Source organism: Pseudomonas sp. FG43, assembly GCF_057809175.1.
The window spans coordinates 272,517-290,771 of the sequence record NZ_JBMDJL010000001.1 but is presented as its reverse complement, the minus strand read 5'-3'; the positions used below and the strand labels follow the sequence as shown (position 1 = coordinate 290,771).

The 18,255-nt window shown below is 54.7% G+C and carries 16 protein-coding genes and 1 pseudogene; 8 read left to right on the top strand and 9 right to left on the bottom strand.

The features are described from left to right. Positions 1-92: 92 nt before the first annotated feature. On the top strand, positions 93-983 hold the full coding sequence (locus ACODS3_RS01295) for a 2OG-Fe dioxygenase family protein (RefSeq protein ID WP_095067756.1): 891 nt from the start codon (positions 93-95) through the stop codon (positions 981-983). A gap of 87 nt (positions 984-1,070) precedes the next feature. Here ACODS3_RS01295 and ACODS3_RS01290 read toward each other — a convergent pair whose 3' ends face one another. The 5 genes from ACODS3_RS01290 to ACODS3_RS01270 all read right to left on the bottom strand — a co-directional run bounded on the left by ACODS3_RS01290 (position 1,071) and on the right by ACODS3_RS01270 (position 5,485). Then, on the bottom strand, positions 1,071-2,405 hold the full coding sequence (locus tag ACODS3_RS01290; RefSeq protein WP_489032920.1) for an LLM class flavin-dependent oxidoreductase: 1,335 nt from the start codon (positions 2,403-2,405) through the stop codon (positions 1,071-1,073). Positions 2,406-2,427: 22 nt separating this feature from the next. Continuing rightward, a complete protein-coding gene (locus ACODS3_RS01285) occupies positions 2,428-3,201 on the bottom strand; it encodes an ABC transporter permease subunit (protein WP_304575520.1) in 774 nt (257 codons plus the stop codon). Then, entirely contained in the window at positions 3,198-3,818 is a 621-nt protein-coding gene (locus tag ACODS3_RS01280; RefSeq protein WP_201018745.1) for an amino acid ABC transporter permease, read from the bottom strand. Before ACODS3_RS01280 ends, ACODS3_RS01285 begins: the two co-directional genes overlap by 4 nt. Further along, positions 3,815-4,636 carry a substrate-binding periplasmic protein gene (locus ACODS3_RS01275; RefSeq protein ID WP_201018746.1) on the bottom strand — a complete coding sequence of 274 codons (822 nt, stop codon included), beginning with the start codon at positions 4,634-4,636 and terminating at the stop codon, positions 3,815-3,817. Before ACODS3_RS01275 ends, ACODS3_RS01280 begins: the two co-directional genes overlap by 4 nt. Positions 4,637-4,756: 120 nt before the next feature. After that, positions 4,757-5,485 carry an amino acid ABC transporter ATP-binding protein gene (locus tag ACODS3_RS01270; protein ID WP_489032917.1) on the bottom strand — a complete coding sequence of 243 codons (729 nt, stop codon included), beginning with the start codon at positions 5,483-5,485 and terminating at the stop codon, positions 4,757-4,759. Between the two features lie 295 nt (positions 5,486-5,780). Between ACODS3_RS01270 and ACODS3_RS01265 the strand changes: the two genes are divergently transcribed. Further along, positions 5,781-7,496: a sigma 54-interacting transcriptional regulator gene (locus ACODS3_RS01265; RefSeq protein ID WP_489032915.1), complete on the top strand. Its 1,716-nt coding sequence runs from the start codon at positions 5,781-5,783 to the stop codon at positions 7,494-7,496. A gap of 50 nt (positions 7,497-7,546) precedes the next feature. Here the strand turns inward: ACODS3_RS01265 and ACODS3_RS01260 are convergent, their stop codons facing one another. From ACODS3_RS01260 to ACODS3_RS01245, 4 genes are all read right to left on the bottom strand, one after another. Further along, a complete protein-coding gene (locus tag ACODS3_RS01260; RefSeq protein ID WP_201018749.1) occupies positions 7,547-8,845 on the bottom strand; it encodes an NAD(P)/FAD-dependent oxidoreductase in 1,299 nt (432 codons plus the stop codon). A gap of 66 nt (positions 8,846-8,911) precedes the next feature. After that, positions 8,912-9,085, bottom strand: coding sequence for a DUF3094 family protein (locus tag ACODS3_RS01255; protein WP_201006294.1), 174 nt, complete (start codon positions 9,083-9,085; stop codon positions 8,912-8,914). A gap of 36 nt (positions 9,086-9,121) precedes the next feature. Further along, positions 9,122-9,631 (bottom strand): MOSC domain-containing protein, encoded by a 510-nt coding sequence (locus ACODS3_RS01250; RefSeq protein WP_201006292.1) that lies wholly within the window; start codon positions 9,629-9,631, stop codon positions 9,122-9,124. Continuing rightward, positions 9,628-10,257 (bottom strand): DUF1780 domain-containing protein, encoded by a 630-nt coding sequence (locus ACODS3_RS01245; RefSeq protein WP_201006290.1) that lies wholly within the window; start codon positions 10,255-10,257, stop codon positions 9,628-9,630. Before ACODS3_RS01245 ends, ACODS3_RS01250 begins: the two co-directional genes overlap by 4 nt. A 199-nt stretch (positions 10,258-10,456) precedes the next feature. Between ACODS3_RS01245 and ACODS3_RS01240 the strand changes: the two genes are divergently transcribed. The 6 genes and pseudogenes from ACODS3_RS01240 to ACODS3_RS01215 form a co-directional block, all read left to right on the top strand. Next, a complete protein-coding gene (locus ACODS3_RS01240; protein WP_201006288.1) occupies positions 10,457-11,863 on the top strand; it encodes a TolC family outer membrane protein in 1,407 nt (468 codons plus the stop codon). Positions 11,864-12,012: 149 nt separating this feature from the next. After that, positions 12,013-14,175: a type I secretion system permease/ATPase gene (locus tag ACODS3_RS01235; RefSeq protein ID WP_307726220.1), complete on the top strand. Its 2,163-nt coding sequence runs from the start codon at positions 12,013-12,015 to the stop codon at positions 14,173-14,175. Further along, on the top strand, positions 14,168-15,589 hold the full coding sequence (locus tag ACODS3_RS01230; protein WP_201018750.1) for an HlyD family type I secretion periplasmic adaptor subunit: 1,422 nt from the start codon (positions 14,168-14,170) through the stop codon (positions 15,587-15,589). Before ACODS3_RS01235 ends, ACODS3_RS01230 begins: the two co-directional genes overlap by 8 nt. A gap of 227 nt (positions 15,590-15,816) precedes the next feature. Continuing rightward, entirely contained in the window at positions 15,817-16,161 is a 345-nt protein-coding gene (locus tag ACODS3_RS01225; protein ID WP_201018751.1) for a hypothetical protein, read from the top strand. A 146-nt stretch (positions 16,162-16,307) separates the two neighbouring features. After that, positions 16,308-16,574, top strand: coding sequence for a hypothetical protein (locus ACODS3_RS01220; protein WP_201018752.1), 267 nt, complete (start codon positions 16,308-16,310; stop codon positions 16,572-16,574). Positions 16,575-16,612: 38 nt separating this feature from the next. After that, a pseudogene (locus tag ACODS3_RS01215) lies at positions 16,613-17,338 on the top strand (hypothetical protein); the annotation flags it as partial. Between the last annotated feature and the right edge of the window lie 917 nt (positions 17,339-18,255).

Below are 18,255 nucleotides of genomic sequence, written 5' to 3'. Positions count from 1 at the left end.
TAAGTAAGTGGTCCACGTATCCTCGTGGCCAAACGTCTCAGTGATATCAAACTCATCAGTGCATGGCAGCAATCATTTAAATGAGGTTTAAAATGGGTAGTTTTAATCTGGTCAGTTTTTTGTCTGAAGTAAAATCCGCGTATGTCAGGGAAAGCTTCATTTCTCTGGACGGGGATGATGTAACGAGAATCGTAAAAGGCTTGGGGGCCACGGACGAGGATCTTGAAGCGCTCAAGAGTGTCAGCGATAACCTGCCTCCTGATCCAACCCTGCCTTTTCGCGAATCAAGGAACGGGCGTTTTGAGCTGGACTTCGCCAACTCAAAGATCAACAGGATAGAGTTTCAACCTTTTGTTCTTTCTGCCCAGGAAGACTTTGTTCGCCATGACTCGGGGAAAGTCAGAGAGTTCAGGGGGATTGGTGACGATCTGCAATTGAACCGTGCGTTTCAAGCGCTGCTGCTTTTCAAGGCCTACTTGATCAAGGACACTTCTATAAGCCCGCGGCCAAGCCTTGATTATGATTCCACCAGCCTGGTGTCCACGGTTTTCAACTTGAGAACCATCACGACACCTGAATTGCTCGGAGAGCCTGCCCTGGAGGGAGTGCATGCCGATGGGGTCGACCATACGATGACAACTCTGTTGGGCAAAGAGAATATTACGGATAACAGTGCGATCACGTTTATCCATGACAACAGAGAAAAGAATGGCACCCGCTGGAATGAGGCCAACCCCGAATATCGTCTGGGGCAGGCACAGCACAAAAAGTTTCTGGATACATTGCTGATCGTCGATCACGAACGCAAACACAGTCTCTCGCCTGTTCATGCCTCCGTGAGTGATTCACGAGCCACGCGGGACATGCTGATTTTCTTTACGCGGCATCCGACCAAGAAAGGGCATATTTCAAATCCCTACGACTCTTTCAATCCGCATAAAGAAATTCCGCTGTCTATCAATTACCCAGAGTTCATTGTGTAAGTCTCGGGTCAAAAAATCTGACCCAATCCTTTTAGCCCCACCTGCCTTGAGATGGGGCTTTGCTTTGCCGGGCATTTGCCCCCGGCTTCACGCCGGCAAGTCGATATCGGGCAACTCCAGGTGCGAGCGCAGCGTATTGCCCGTGTAAGCGGTGCGGTAAGCATTGCGTCGTTGCAGTTCAGGTATGACCAGGTCGACGAAGTCCTGCATGCCTCCCAGCAGATGTGGCCACATGACCGCATAGCCATCCACGATCCCCGCATCGAACCAGTCCAGCAATTGGTCGGCTACCTGCTGTGGATTACCCACCACTACAAGATGACCTGCCGCGCTGGCGACGCGCTCGATGACCTGCCTGAGCGTCATCTGCTCACGTTTCGCCATGTCCCGAAGTAATTCATATCGGCTTTTAATACCGGGAACGGCCGCGGGATCGAGTTCTGGAAACGGGCCGTCCAGCGGCCAGTCAGACAGGTCGACACCAATGAGTTCAAATAACAGGGCTCTACCCACCTCGGGTTCCAGCAAACGCCCCAGCTCGGCCTGTTTCTCACGGGCCTGCTCTTCGGTCTCACCGACAATAACCAGAACACCCAGCAGCAGGCGTACCCCTTCGGCCGATCGCCCGTGGAGCTGCGCCAGCCGACGGATATCCGAGCCGATTCGTTGCGCGTCCTCGCGAGTCTGAGCTGCAAAGAACACGGCATCGGCAGTCTGGGCAGCAAAGCTTCTGCCGACATCGGAAGCGCCAGCCTGGAACAGCACGGGATGGCCTTGAGGTGAGCGAGGTACGTTAAGCGGGCCTTCAACCTTATAGAACCGGCCTTCATGGCCGACGGGATTCACCCGTGCCGGATCGGCAAACCGTGCGTTCTCCTTGTCGCCGAGAATGGCATCATCCTTCCAGCTGTCCCAAAGCTTTCGTACCACGGCGACAAACTCTTCAGCGCGTGCGTACCGCTCGTCATGGGGCGGCAGGCTTGTCCCGAAGTTGCGCGACTCCGCTTCACTGGCAGTCGTCACGATATTCCAGCCGACGCGCCCGCCGCTGAGATGATCCAGCCAGGCGAAGGTGCGGGCAACATTGAAGGGCAGCGTGTGGGCTGTCGATACCGTGCCCACCAGACCAATATGCTCCGTTACACCAGCAATCAGTGCGAGCGTGCTGATAGGTTCCGCCCGAAAGGGAATGCCCTTGGCAATGTTTTTAAAGCCGTCTTTATCCCGGTCCTGTGCGACGGCCAGAATGTCCGGGAAAAAGATCAGGTCGAAAAGACCTCGCTCGGCCAGTCGGGCGAAGTCTTTGTAGTAGGCGGCGCTGAGCACCTGGGCAGTGTCGGCTTTCGGATGACGCCAGGAGGCAATGTGGTTACCCCCAAGAGCGCCGAATGCAGCCAGGTGCAGTTGGCGTTGAGTGGTCATGGTCTACTCCTTGTATGAGGTTTCAACTAACGGCAACTTTGGCGCTCTGGTTCTCGTGCTCCAGGGTTGAATTGCCGGAAATGCGTGCGGATATCCGGTTGATGACCCACTGCAGAACATCGCTCATGACATAGTAAAAACCGGCAATAAGTGCGTAGCACTGCCAAGGCGCAACCACCCGGTTATTCACCAGTACGGTTGTTCTGAAGAAGTCGGTAATTCCGAGTGGATAAAGCAGTGTGGACAGCTTGAAAACCACAATGGAGATCGCGCCCAGCGCCGGGACGCAGGAGATAAGCGCCTGGGGCAATATGATGCGAAGCAATGTTGTTCTGCGTGACAGGCCGGTGATTTCAGCGGCTTCGATCTGTAGCTGTTCGACTCCCGCGATTGCACTGCGCAGGGCTTCGCAATAATAGCTTCCCCCGATCACGGTCAGTGCCACGACTGCGGCCGTTGCGGGTGTCACTCTGAACGGTAATACCTCCGGTGATACCAGATAGGCTGCGCTGATAATGAAGAGCGGCGGCACGGCTTGAGTGGCTACAACAATGAAGCCCCCGATAAAACCCGCAAGGCCTCCGGCAAGCCGCAGACTTGCCAATAATCCACCGAAGAGCAAACCCAGTACTACGCCTGCCAGGGAATAGATGGCTGTCGTATAAAGACCCTCCAGAAAAAACTGCCAGGACGAAGCCAGTTCTTTCCAGATCGGATCGAGCAGAGCCCATACACCAAAAAGAGCCAGGATGATCAGCAATCGGTATCTGCCAATAATGGACAGGACGGTTTTCATATCCTGCTCCGTAATCTTTTTTCCATGAAATAGCCGGCGGCCATTATCGGGAGTGTCAGCACTGCATAGGAGGCCGCTGCGGCGAGGAAACCGCGCAAGTATTCAAAGGTTTGAGACTGCAATGTTTCCGATGCGCCGGTGAGTTCTACAACACCAATGAGCGAGACTATCGAGGTGTTTTTAATGATTTCTGCGGTTTGCAGTACCAGCGAGGGAGCGACCAGACGCAAGGCTTCCGGTAGCCGGATTGAAAAAGCGGTTCTCGACCATGACAAACCTGAACTCAGAGCAGCGTCTTCATACTCGGTGGGAACGGCTCTCAGCCCTCCCGACAGGATTTCGGCGCAATACCCGACTTGATGCAGTACAAGCGCAATGACTCCGCATATCAGTGGATTGAGTTGCAGAAGATAAAAGCACACGAAAAGTTTGACGATCAAAGGGACTTTCATCGCGAGGTCTACATATCCCCGGGCCCATGCAGACCTGGCATGCAGTGCCAGAGCGACAGGCGCACTGAGGATTGCAGTAATGCCCAGGCTTATGACGGCCAAAAGCAGAGTCGTGGTAAAAGCCGAGGCGAACAGAGTGCTCGCCTCATCCCAGAACGATATCAATTCTCGATACCTGGCTGCAGTCTGTATTGAGACCAGAGGGTGAATTCAGGTTTGTAGCCAAAATGCTTTTCGTACAGTTCGGCAAACTCGCCACGGGCCCAGATCTTCTGAATGGTATGGTTCAGATAATTACGCCAGAGTGAATCGTTCTGTCGCACGATGATTGCCTGTGGATCGGTAAAGAATGCTTCGCCAATCTTCAGGCTGTCGCCATAACGTTTGGCGTAGGCCTTGGCTGAAAAACTGTTGAGCAGCACGGCATCTGTCTGATTGGAGCGCAGGGCTTCAACGGCATCGCTGTAGTTGTCAAAGAACGTCACCTGGCCGGTTGGCACAAGGTCTTTGAAGAGTTGAGCCGCGTAATTGTTCTTGGACGTGGAAACACGTTTGGGTGGCGTGTAGGTCTTGATATCGCCACTGTCACCGGCCCGAACCAGCGGCACTACATAGTCCCAGTTATAAACGATGGTGAAATCCAGTACCTGCTCACGTTTTACAGTGGGTGTGGTCGACCCGAACATCGCATCGATGTCGCCGTTCTTGATGGCGGGAATCTGAACGGCTCCGGAGATGGGTTTGAACTCGACACTCACATTCAGCTCTTTAGCCACGGCACGGGCAAGATCCGGGGCGAAACCGACGCTCTGACCATCCGCGCCGATCTGCGCCATGGGCGGGGCGCTGGGGTCTACGCCGATAACGAGCTTTGAGCGCTGTTTGACCTGATCCAGTATCGATACCGGTTCGGCTGCGACGGCTGGCAGAGAAAGACAAGAGGAGATGGCCAGAATCCCTGCCCATAACAAATTTGTTTTCATAGGCATACCCCATATAAGTATCCAGTAGGTTGTTTCGGAATACAGTTATTCTCACTGGCCGCTATCGGTAGAGGTCAGTGTGTTGTAACGGTATGGCGGAGAGTTTTTATTAATACGTTATTAGCGATGTAGGATACTTTCGATAAACCGAGCGGCCCGATCCGTTTGCGGGCTTCTGAAAAAGTCCTCGGCAGGTTGTGTTTCGAGGTTTTTGCCCTGGTCGAAAAAGGCCACTTCATGAGCTACTTCCCGGGCAAAGGCAAGCTCATGGGTTGCCACGGCCATCGTTGTCCCGCCGCGGGCCAGACCGCGCATGACTTCAAGCACTTCATGGACAAGTTCCGGGTCCAGAGCAGAAGTGGGCTCATCCAGCAGCAGTACATCCGGCTCAAGCGCCAGCGCGCGGGCTATGGATGCGCGCTGAGCCTGGCCACCGGACAACGTAGCGGGCCAGGCCGTGCTTTTGTCGGTAAGGCGAACTTTGCCAAGGGCTTCATAAGCCTTCTCTTGCGCGTCCTGATGAGACAGTTGCCTGACTTTACGCAAGGCCAGCGTGATGTTTTCCATCACTCGCATATTGGGGTAAAGCGCCGGACGCTGGAAAACAAAGCCAATACGGCCACGCACTTCAGGCTTGCGCAAGGCTTCACGGTTGATGGGAGTATCGCCAAGAAGAACCGCACCACGAGTGGACGGCTCAAGTCCGCTCAAGATCCGCAGTAAAGTACTTTTTCCACAGCCACTGGGACCGCAAAGTGCCAGAACCTTTCCCTTTTCAAGTGAAATGGAGACGCCGTCCAATACCATTCTATCTCCAAAAAATTTATATAATTCTTTGGCTTCTAGCATGAAATAACTCCACGGTGGGAAACGAGATATCCCTTGATACTGCCGGGTAAGTTCAGCGTATGGAGATTCCACAATATGGTCGGTAAACTATCAGTCGTTTAAATGCTTTGCAAATAACAAAAGATTCTATTCTTAGAGATCGGGGTGAGGGCGTTTTTGATTTGTTGTAAAAAAACTTTACATTTATGTGAGTGTGGTCATATCTTCACAGTGCTTGAACGGTAAAGGATTAACCGATTTTGAGCGGGCCTGCAGGCCGGTGTGATTTTATGGTAGAAAGAGAGCGATAATCTACATGGCAGGCTATGAAGTGGGCATCAATGGAATGAGGGCATCGCACCACGGCGAGCCTTGTGATTTTGATTATGAGTTGAACCTGGTGTGGGATGTGTTGGTTCCTGTTGTTGGCGAGTACAATTTCTCGCTCGCCATTTACGATCATAACAGTAGTGTTGTTGCGTCTCGTGGCCTGGTTTATATTCCGAGTATGCTGCCTCAAGACCTGAAAGAGCGCTCAGGGGTATTGCCCTCAGACAAGAGTCATGCGCATTTACTGTACTGGAAGATATTGCCTGATCAAGTCGATATGTTTTTTGTCGTTTCCATCAAGAAAGACGGCAGGGCGCCAGTCGATGAAAGTATCCTGTCGGTGGTCGGCCGCATCGGTGTTCACTTCTTTGGGCAAAATATTCTGCTCAACAAGTTTTCAATATTTCTCAGGCAGTCCATTCGCGAGCGAGATGCCGTGAGCGGGCTGATTGAAGACGGCTTGCTTGTCCTCGATCAGTCCGGTTTCCTCAAATACATAAATGACGCCGGGAAGAAGATTCTCAAGATAGACGATGCGAAACGCCAGTTTCGCGATCTTCTCGGGTTTGAGCCTGTCATTGGTGATGTCTTCAAGCAGAAGCGTGGTTATGTAAACAAGAAGGTTGTCATTCTGCGAGGTGAAGACGAGATTCCGTTGGTGGATACCGCCATACCCATTGCAGATGATGACGGCAGAATTGTTTCCGTTGTAAATATATTCAGAAGGTTTTCTACAGCGCCCACGCTTCCCGATCCAGGTCTGAGGAGGGAGTCAGGCATCGGGTTCGATACATTGGTGGGAGCGTCCACGCTCTTTCTGAGCGCACTGGATATTGCGAAGCACTATGCCGGGTTGAGCGAAGTCGTGTTGATCTCTGGGGAGCCGGGCACCGGAAAGAGCACCTTTGCACAAGCGATTCATGGTGTTGATGAAAGTCCCCAAAAAGGCATGCTGGTCATCGACTGCCCTGGGTTGTCTGTTTCGGATTTCAAGGAAAAGGTCCTGTCGTATGTCATCGCGGATGATCAAACCGGCAGGTGGGAATTTCATCCCGATATTCTTCAGGATGCCTATAACCGAACCTTGTTTATTGATGGCGTGGATGTGCTTCCCGTATCAACACAGTTGTACCTTGTTCAAGCCCTGAAAGCATATGGAAAAACATCCGGGCTCAAGATTGTCATGGCCACAACCGATGCGATGGACGTGGTACTTCACGAGCAGAGGCTGCATCCAAAACTGCTCGGGATATTGAGTCGTCATAATCTTGAGCTGCCACCTTTGCGCAAAAGGCCAAAAGATGTGGAGCTGTATGCGAGCTTTTTCTGGAATGAGGAAAGTACGCAGGGTAAAAGATCAGCTATTCCCGCTCGTCTTTGCAAACTTCTGAAAAAACAGGACTGGAAAGAAAACATTTCACAGTTGAAGCGGGTGGTTCGGAAACTTGTCAATGCTCCCCGGCGCTTCAGGTCCGAGGAAGAGTATATTAATGAAGTCAATGAGCTTGTCAGGCAATCTGCTGTTTCCCATCAGGCGATACGCCCTGACTTTGATCAGCCCTTGATGCACGATGCCGAAAAACAAGCCATTTTTCTTGCACTGCAAGCCATGAACTTCAACGTCTCCAAAGCCGCTCTGGCGTTGGGAATAAGTCGCCCGACACTGTATTCGAAAATGAAAAAGTACGAAATAAGCGCCTGAACCTCCAGGCGCCTATTTAAACTTTACAGCTTACAGCTTACAGCTTACGCTTAGTGCAACTTCATCCTTGGCTCGGTCCCTTTACCAATCTTGCTCCCGAGCATCAACATCAAGGTACGGAAAGTGCCATATAGCGCCATCTGGTGCATGCGGTACAACGAGATATAGAACATCCGCGCCAGCCAGCCTTCAAGCATCACGCTGCCCATCAGATTCCCCATCAGGTTACCCACAGCCGAGAAGCTCGACAGGGAGATCAGGGAGCCGTAATCCTTGTAGGTGTATTCCGGCAGTTCCTTGCCCTCGATCCGCAGACGCAGCGATTTGACCAGCAACGACGCCTGTTGATGAGCGGCCTGGGCGCGGGGTGGAACGTTGCGGTCGGTGCCTTTTTGCGGACAGGCAGCGCAGTCGCCAAAGGCAAAGATGTTTTCATCTCGCGTGGTTTGCAGAGTCGGCAGCACTTGCAACTGGTTGATGCGATTGCTTTCCAGCCCGTCGAGTTCATGCAGGAAAGCCGGTGCCCGAATGCCCGCTGCCCACACCTTCAAGACCGCCGGAATGACCTGGCCGCTGGCCGTGATCAGGCCTTCGGCAGTCACTTCGCTGACTGATGCATTGGTCAGAACCGTAACGCCCAGCTTCTCCAGGGTTTTATGTACCGGCGCACCAATGCGCTCAGGCAAGGCGGGCAGCACCCGTGGGCCGGCTTCGATCACTGTGATTCGCAGGTTTTCCGGTTTGATCTGGCCCAGTCCGTAAGACGCCAGCTCATGGGCGGCGTTGTGCAGTTCGGCGGCCAGTTCCACGCCGGTTGCGCCAGCGCCGACGATGGCCACGGTGATTTCCTGAGCGCTGTCGGCTTGTCCGGCGTGAGCGCGCAGGTAGTGGTTGAGCAGTTGCTGGTGGAAGCGTTCTGCCTGTTTGCGACTGTCCAGGAACAGGCAGTGCTCGGCTGCGCCCTTGGTGCCGAAATCATTGGTGGTACTGCCCACGGCCAGCACCAGCGAGTCGTAACCCAGGCTGCGTGCCGGAACCAGTTCTGCACCGTTCTCGTCCAGCGTGGCGGCCAGGTGAATCTGGCGGCTTTCACGATCCAGCCCGGTCATGCGCCCGAGTTGAAACTGGAAGTTGTTCCACTTGGCCTGCGCCACGTAGTTCAGCTCATCCTCATAAGAGTTGAGCGAGCCGGCGGCAACCTCGTGCAACAGGGGTTTCCAGATGTGAGTCAGGTTGGCGTCTACCAGCGTCACGCTGGCTGTGCCTTTCTTGCCCAGGGTTTTACCCAGGCGGGTCGCCAGTTCCAGACCGCCAGCGCCGCCGCCAACGATGACAATACGATGAGTCATAAGGATTACTCGGAAGGTTTAAGGAATTCGGGGGTGAGAGCTCGATCTTCGCGAGCGCCAGGCTGCTCATAGCGTCAGATAGCTCAGTAAACGGCTCAACAGACCCAGACCGATGACCACGGCAAGCACCAGAACAAGGAGCAGCCATGGCCGAAAAGGCCTGCGCTCGACTTGATGCTGGGGGGCGTTGAGGTAGTGTTGGACACGTCTTTGGTCGTCCGGGTTCAGACGGCTGCTCATTTTTGCCTCTCGCAGACGTTGCCTGCTGTCAGTACGTTATACCGCGGGCAGATCCAAGGGTTCTACTCGCAGCATATCGTCCAGTCGGATGATTCCACTTTGTATCACTCGGGCAGTAATTCCGCCATGGCCACGTACAGCCTGGAAGGTTCCATGCCCCAGGCGTTGCTCAAGCCGGGCGCAGGGCTGGCACCAGCCGGTGGTTTCCAGGATCGCCTGACCGACCCTGAAGCGTCGGCCCTTGAGGCTGAACAGGTTGATGCCGCTGATGACCAGGTTGCGGCGCAGGTCCTGCGGCACGATGGGGTTATCCACAGGGCGACCCAGCAGTGAACTGACCACCGCCAGATGTTCCCACTGAATCAGCGTGACCTGCCGAGCATTACGGGGGCCGGGACGCGAGTGATCCCCGGTCAATCCTGCTTCGCGACGAGCTTCCACGGCTTGCAGCTCGATCATGTCGAGGCGTGACTGCGGACGCACGCCGATCCAGCGCACCAGGCCTTGTTGAGGCACATCGGCCAGCAGTTCTTGCAGGGGGCTCATAAACTGATTCCAACATCGAAGACGACACTGCGTCCCAGGTTGGTTCGCAGAAAATCCGGAGCATCTGGATGGGCAAACAATACTCGGGCGAAGGTCGGGCCTACCAGCGACAACGAGCGCCAGCCCTGGCGCAGGTATTCAGTCGGTGGTGGAAAGTGGCTGTTGAGGTCCAGCACTTCGCGTTTGAGGCTGGCAAAAGCGATGATATCCAGCTCGCCCAGATTCAGGCCGCGCTCACGGTAATTACTGGCTTTCTTGCGCAGTGTAGGCGCCAGCCTTCGCAGTAGCTCTGACGCCGGAATACGTTTGGGCTTGGCCTCCCGTCGTACCAACTGGCTCAGCGAGAACGCGCTACGTCGTCGTTCCAGCTCCTCACGCCACTCATCATTGAGGCGTCGTCCTTCATCCAGAACAAAGAACACCTCGAAGCAGGCATCCCGAAACAGCACGTCAGGAGGCTCCTGACCCGCAGGCAGGAAGTCTTCGTGGCGATGGGAAATATTCAGGCCTTGCAGCAGCCGCTGACAAACCCAACGCTCGCGCTCCCACTTTCGCGCATTGGAAAGGAAGGAGTTGGCTTGTTCGGCCTGGCTCGTGAGCAGGCGTAAATAGTCTGAGTCATCCATGGCCCAAGCTTAGCGCCCAAATGTGAACGTGAAAAACAAAGACTGAGGTGTTTCGAGAGTTTTTTGTGGAGGGAAGAGGGCATGGATGCCTTCTTTAAAAAATACCGTTTTTACGACCTAAAGCTTTTCCTTTTTACGCCGAACCCATGGCGAGCCAATTAAATGACGCTCAGGAATTCCTTTCTTGCATGGAACGTAGATGAATCCCTCATTTTCTCTTGGCCTTGTCATCCTGTGCTGCGCCTGTGCATACAGCGGCTCGGCTTTATCACGTGATTTGTCTGGGCAACATGCGGATCTGCTAGGTGTTTATCAGGCCGCAGCAGTCAACGATGCGCAATTGTCGGCTGCACGCCATGCCTACAAGGCCCAGCGCGAAGCGGTTCCGCAGGCGAGGGCAGGACTGCTTCCGAATCTGACCGCCGGGGCGACGTCTGAAGTAACCCGTCTGGAGCGGGATGAGCCCTCGCTGAATCGCGAGCGCAGCGGCACGACCTTTCGTGCCAACCTCAACCAGCCGTTGTTCCGTATCGATCGCTGGTTCCAGTTGAAAGCAGCACAGTCGAGCGTGAGCCAGGCCGAACTGACGCTTTCCGCTCAAGAGCAGACGCTGGTGCTGACGGCTGCTCAAGCCTACTTTGAAACCCTGCGCCAACTGGACGGTTTTGCCGCTGCCCAGGCTGAAGAGGCTGCACTGTTGCGCCAGCGCGATCAGGCTCAGGGTCGTCTGGAAGACGGTGCTTCTAGCATCACCGACGTGTATGACGCTCAGGCTGCCTATGACAATGCCCGCGCCAACCGTCAGCAGGTCCAGCGAAGAGTGGACGATGCCTATGAGGCACTGGAGCGCCTGACCAAACACACTTACACCTCGATTGCCGGCATGGGCCATCAACTGCCGGTCGAAGCGCCTGTTCCTAATGATGCCCGCGCCTGGGTGGATACCGCCGTGCGGCAGAACCTGGAGCTGCAAGCCAGCGAACATGCGGTCACTGCCGCCGAGCAGACGCTCAATCAACGCAAGGCCGGGCATGCGCCGACCATCGATGCCGTGGCCTCCTATCGCAAGGGCGACAACGACAGTTTTGGCTACAGCAACCCTACCGATTTTGGCAGTAACGGTTATCGCGACAAGGTTGCACAAAGCAGCATCGGCATTGAGCTCAGCATTCCCCTTTATTCGGGCGGGATGACCAACTCCCAGATCAAGGAGTCCACCGAGCGCCTTTATCAGAGCCAGGACGAACAGGAAGACCGCCGCCGCGAAGTGGTGTTGAACACGCGCAATGCCTTTCGCGGTATCAACGCCGGGATAGAGCAGATCACGGCCCGCCGGCAAAGCATTGTGTCTGGCCAGAAGTCCGTGGAAGCCAACCAGGTCGGTGTGGATGTCGGCTCGCGCAATATTGCTGACGTGCTCAATGCCCAGCGCCAGTTGTACGCGGCAGTCCGTGACTACAACGATGCCCGCTATGACTACATTCTCGACAATCTCAGGCTTAAACAGGCGGCTGGCACCCTCAGCCCCGATGACCTCAAGGCGCTCGCTTTGTACCTGAAACAGGACTATGACCCGGCCCGGGATTTTCTGCCGCCAGGGCTTTGAGCGAGGTTTTTGAGGGTGCGTAGCTCAAAAGTAACGATGTCGATACATTAGTTTCAAAAAGTGTGATACTCGTCACAGTGGCTTATTGCTACTGTTTAACAACTTGATCAGATTTGCCCATCCAAGTGGCATGTCGGCAGGGAAGCGCTATGAACGATTCAGGAATGGGCACTGCGGTGCCCGAAAGCGCCCCGCGCCTCGACACTGGCCTGGCCTCGCTGGTCATGCTTGCCCGCTTTCATCAGGTGGCGGCTTCGCCTGATCAACTCGCCCATGAGTTCGGCAGCCCCGACCAGAATCTGCCCCTGGAAAGCCTGCTGCTGGCCGCCCGCAAGCTAGGCCTCAAGGCCAAGGTTGCCAAAACCAGCACAGAGCGTCTGGACCGCACGCCACTGCCTGCCATCGCGGCGGATAACAACGGCGGCTTCTTTATCATCGCGCGTCTGGACCAAGGCAAGGCGCTGATCCATGACCCTCTCGCCCAGCGTCCTGAAGTCATTACCTTCGAGGCCTTGCAGGAACGCTGGACCGGCCAGTTGGTGCTGATCCGCTCGGAAGCCGGCACACCGGGCGAGTCCTCCCGTTTCGATTTCACCTGGTTCATCCCGGCCATCGTCAAATATCGCAAGTTGCTGGGTGAAGTGATGCTGGTGTCCTTCGTCCTGCAGATTTTCTCCCTGATCACGCCGCTGTTCTTTCAGGTGGTGATGGACAAGGTGCTGGTGCATCACGGCCTGACGACGCTCGACGTGATTGCCATCGGTCTGGCTGGCGTCATGCTGTTCGAGTCGGCGCTGTCGGGCTTGCGCACTTATGTCTTCGCCCATACCGCCAGCCGCATTGATGTGGAACTCGGCTCGAAACTGTTTCGTCACCTGATTACCTTGCCGCTGTCGTACTTTCAGGCGCGTCGCGTGGGGGATTCCGTGGCGCGGGTTCGTGAGCTGGAAAACATCCGCAACTTCCTGACCGGCAACGCCATCACCCTGCTGCTGGATGTGCTGTTCTCGGTGGTCTTCATCGCCGTGATGTTCTACTACAGCGGCTGGCTGACCTTGATCGTCTTGCTGTCGCTGCCCTTGTATGTGCTGGTGTCGGTGCTGATTACCCCGGTGCTGCGTAAGCGCCTCAATGACAGCTTTGCTCGCGGCGCCGAGAACCAGGCGTTTCTGGTGGAAACCGTCAACGGCATCGATACCCTCAAGTCCATGGCCGTGGAGCCCCAGGCCATCCGCAAGTGGGACAACCAGCTCGCAGGCTATGTCGCTGCCGGTTTCAAGACCCAGAACCTGTCCACCATTGCCAACGAAAGCGTCTCCCTGATCGGCAAGCTGGTAACCGTCGCGACCTTGTGGTTCGGCGCCCGATTGGTGATCGACGGCCAGCTTTCGGTCGGCCAGTTGATTGCCTTCAATATGCTGGCCGGGCGCGTGGCCCAGCCGATCATGCGTCTGGCGCAACTGTGGACCAACTTCCAGCAGACTGGTGTCTCCGTTCAGCGCTTGGGCGACATCCTTAACACTCGTAACGAACTTTCCCAGGCCACTCGCAGCGCCTTGCCGCCCATCAAGGGCCGCATCGAGTTCGATCAGGTTCATTTCCGCTATCGCCCTGACGGTTCTGAGATCCTGCGCGGCATCAACCTCACCATCATGCCGGGCCAGGTGATTGGCGTAGTGGGTCGCTCGGGGTCGGGTAAAAGTACCCTGACACGCCTGTTGCAGCGGCTTTATGTACCCGAGCGTGGTCGCGTGCTGGTGGACGGCATGGACCTGGCGCTGGCTGATGTGTCCTCGCTGCGTCGACAGATCGGTGTGGTGCTGCAGGACAACATGCTGTTCAACCGCAGCATCCGCGAAAACATCGCCCTGAGCGATGCCGGCGCGCCGCTGGAAACCGTCATGCAAATGGCCAGACTGGCGGGTGCCCATGATTTCATCCTGGAACTGCCGGAAGGCTACGACACCATGGTCGGCGAGCACGGGGCCTCGCTGTCGGGTGGTCAACGCCAACGCATCGCCATCGCCCGGGCCTTGATGGGCAACCCGCGCATCCTGATTTTCGACGAAGCCACCAGTGCGCTGGACTATGAGTCCGAACGCATCGTCCAGCAGAACATGCAGGCCATCTGCAAGGGCCGCACCGTGATCATCATCGCTCACAGGCTGTCGGCGGTGCGCGATGCCAACCGTATCGTGGTCGTTGATCGCGGACAGATCGTCGAACAAGGTACCCACGCCGAATTGCTGACTCATCAGGCTGGCCATTACTCACGTCTGCATCGCCTGCAGCAAGGAGGCGGTCATGTCTAACGCCGAATCAAACGGACTGCTGCAACGTTATCGCCGGGTATGGCGCCAGTCCTGGCGTCGCCGTCATGAAATGGATGCGCCCAAGCGTCTGGCCCATGAAGTGCAATTCCTGCCCGCAGCCCTTGAGTTGCAGGACAAACCCAGCCACCCCGCACCGCGGATCTTCATGTGGGCGATCATGGCCTTTGCCACACTGGCATTGCTCTGGGCCTGCCTGGGCCGGATCGATGTAGTGGCCACCGCCAGCGGCAAGGTCATCCCCAGCGGCAAGACCAAAACCATCCAGTCCAGTGAGACGGCGGTAGTCAAGGCGATTCATGTGCGTGACGGGCAATCGGTCAAGGCTGGCCAGTTGCTGCTGGAGCTGGACTCCACCGCCGCCGATGCCGATGTCGGCCGCGTACGCAGCGACCTGTTGGCAGCCCGCATCGACAGCGCCCGTGCTGCCGCCATGCTCGACTCCATCAACCAGCGCAAACCGCCTCGGGACCTGACGGGCACCATCCCCGAAGCCGACCCCGAACACGTGCTGGCCGCCGAGCGCTGGCTGCAAGGCCAATACCAGGAATACCGCAGCAGCCTGGACTTGGTCGAAGCCGAGATCCAGCAACGCCAGGCCGATATCCAGGCCGCTCGTATCCAGGTCGCGAGCTTGCAGAAAACCCTGCCCATCGCCACCAAACTGGCCAACGATTACGAAAGCCTCCTGCAAAAACAATACATCGCACGCCATGCCTACCTGGAAAAGGAGCAGGCCCGTCTCGACCTCGAACGCCAGCTCAGCGTCCAGCAAGCCAGCGTGCTGCAATCCACCGCCGCCCGCCAGGAAGCCGAACGCCGCCGCGAAGGCGTCGTGGCCCAGACCCGCCGCGCCATGCTCGACCTGCTGCAACAGGCCGACCAGAAAATCGCGGCCTTCAGCCAGGACCTCACCAAAGCCCGCTATCAGGAAGACCTCACCACCCTCGAAGCCCCGGTGGACGGCACCGTTCAGCAACTGAACGTCCACACCGTCGGCGGCGTCGTCACCCCCGCACAACCCCTGATGATCCTCGTCCCCGATGGCCAGCCCGTGGAAGTGGAAGCCATGCTGGAAAACAAGGACGTCGGCTTCGTCCGCGCCGGCCAGCCCGTCACCGTCAAAGTCGAAACCTTCACCTTCACCAAGTACGGCACCATCGAAGGCGAAGTCATCAGCGTCTCCAGTGACGCCATCGAAGACGAAAAACGCGGCTTGATCTACAGCAGCAAGATCCGCCTCAACAGCGACACGCTGAATATCAATGGGACAGATATCAAGTTGTCGCCGGGTATGGCGGTGACGGCGGAAGTGAAGACGAACAAGCGGCGGGTGATTGAGTATTTCCTGAGTCCGTTGCAGCAGCATGCACAGGAAAGTTTGAGGGAGCGGTAGAAGAAAGTTTTATGTGGCCAATAGCAAGGATGAGCAGTTTGAAGAGTTCTTTATTGCTGTTTTACTGTTGTTTCTTATTGGTCGTATTTTCGTTTCCAGAGACCTCTCAATCCTATGATGGTCGCTGTGACGTTGCTCGAATGGAGTTTAGTGTTTCCTCGGCGACGTGTGACATATTGAAGTCTACTTCTTCGGGTGTTGTGACGTTTGGCGTTAATACCGAGGACATGAGTATCGTTGCTCCTGGGAAGGCTAGGAGTAATCAGGTCATTGTACGTATTCGTCGTGTCGAGATACCGGTTGCGCGCTCGCAAATTGGTTTGCGCGGTTTTGAGCCTGTTTCAATCAACGAGGGACGCTCGAAATACGAGGTTCGCGGCCGTGTGGTTTATACATTTATCGATAAGAGCGGTGAAGTTGTATACGTGACTCGCGGCCTGAGTACCTATGAAGGCAATCGAATTTTGAAAGGGGGTATTGAGCTTTTGTATCAGTTCGATATTGCTCGCGATGATTTTGAGTCGCTGAATGAAAAGCTGTTGAAATTACTTGAATCTATGGGCATTCACTGAGAGGGACGTCATGAGTATTGTAAATCTTAATCCAGGCCAAGTCTCCACGTTAGGTAGTTTGCAAGCTCAGGGTAATTATCCCGGTGCGTATGCCTATCTTAAAACTATTGTAGATCAGCAGGTGGCATCCGATCCCGGTGGGCAAAATGCGGTTGAGCTGGGGAAAATATCAAACTGGCTTTCTGCTGCTCAGTCCATCAATCAGAATGATGGTAGTTTTTACAGTGACATGGTTCGTGGATCGGTACGTTTTGCCGCCGCTGCCGATGGCAGGTCTTTATCGGATGCCGATTTTCAAATTGCATCTGATGCGCTGGCGAATAATGTTCTTAATGATGTCATTGGGCAAAATGGTATTCCACCGTTACAGGATATTATTGATGCTGATGTGCAATCTGCTGTTTCAGATCTGAATCTTCAGCGCTGGAACTGGGCTGGGACTATTGGAGATATGCTTCCTCCACCCTTGGGGCTTGATGGTGACTATGTGCAAATAGGAGGGGATACCTTCAGCGAGTACATGGGGAATCTGACAGAAGCCTTGCTTCAAAACGTTGCGGGCCTGATGAAGTATTCGGGTTTGGATGAGCCTATCGCCTCTGTTTTTGAATGGATGTGGGACGACCTTGGCTTAGATGAATTTGGCAGGTCACTGGGTGGATTTATCTATGACACCGTTCAGAAGTACTTCTCTGACGCATATTCATATATCGATCCTTTGGTGTTGGATCTTGATGGCGATGGTGTCGAGACAGTTTCGCGAGATAAAGGAATCGTTTTTGACCACGATGGAGATGGGCATAAGCTTGGAACGGGTTGGGTCAGCGCGGATGATGCACTGCTGGTACTCGACAAAAATAAAAATGGCACCATAGACAATGGTTCTGAATTGTTTGGTGTTAATACTGTATTGAGGAATGGTAAAACCGCTTCAAACGGGTTTGAAGCTATTGCGGATCTTGATGATAACGAAGACGGCATCTTTGATCAGCAGGATGCCGCTTTTGCTTCGGTCAAGGTCTGGCAAGATCATAATCAGGATGGTATTTCCCAGTCGAATGAATTAAAGACGTTGGCAGCTCTGGGCGTTACGTCAATCAATGTGACAGGTGCAGTACACGGCTCTGCCAATAACGGAAATATCATATCCAATCTGGGCTCTTATACGCGTATCGATGCCCAGACAGGAGTGGAAACCCAAGGTATCGTAGGTACCATTGATTTCGCCCAAAATACGTTTTATAGAGAGTTTCCCGACAAGATAGCGTTGGATGAAGAGGCAAGAAAACTGGCCGATATGCAGGGCTCAGGCACTGTGCGTGATCTTCGTGAAGCCAGCATGCTCAGCAGTTCTTTAAAGCAGGCTTTGTCTGAGTATTCATCCGCTACTACTCGTCAAGCGCAGTTGGCGTTGGTAGATCGTTTGCTGGGGGCATGGGCTGGGACGAGCACCATGGATTCCTTTGATGAGCGAGTCGAGGACCTGGGGACCGGTTTTTATCAGGTAAAATTCAGTTACTCGTGGGAAAAGCCCTCGTCCATTTTTATAGCCAGTGATAATGGTGGGAATAATACACCTCCCCCTTCTCGAGAGCCTACTGCTACACAGCTTGCTCAGCAAAATGCTCTTGAAAAGATAAAGATACTGGAAGCATTTACGGGTATTGAGTATTTCAGTTTTTCTTCCCGAGAGGAAGGTGAGGGTGATAACAAGAAAGTATTCTTGTCAGCCAGTTCCGGGAACAGTGCCGGGGGGCATCGCACGGTTGGCGCTTTGCTGATGGGAACAATATATATAACTGAAGAAAATCTGAGCTTGCAAAGCTTTCAGATTGACCAGATCAACAAAGCTTATGATGCTTTGGTCGAGTCGGTTTATAGAGGCCTGTTGTTGCAGACGCGTTTGCAGAATTATACCTCGCTGCTGGGCATTTCATGGAGTGGGGATGGTTTCGTCATTGATTACAATGCCATCACTCAGGAGCTAGCGCGCGTTCATGCACTTGATCCGGTCAAGGCCATTGTAGACGGAGCAGAGTTGGGCGCTTCGTTGAAGAAAGGTATGTGGAACGAGTCGATATCAACTTGGCTAAA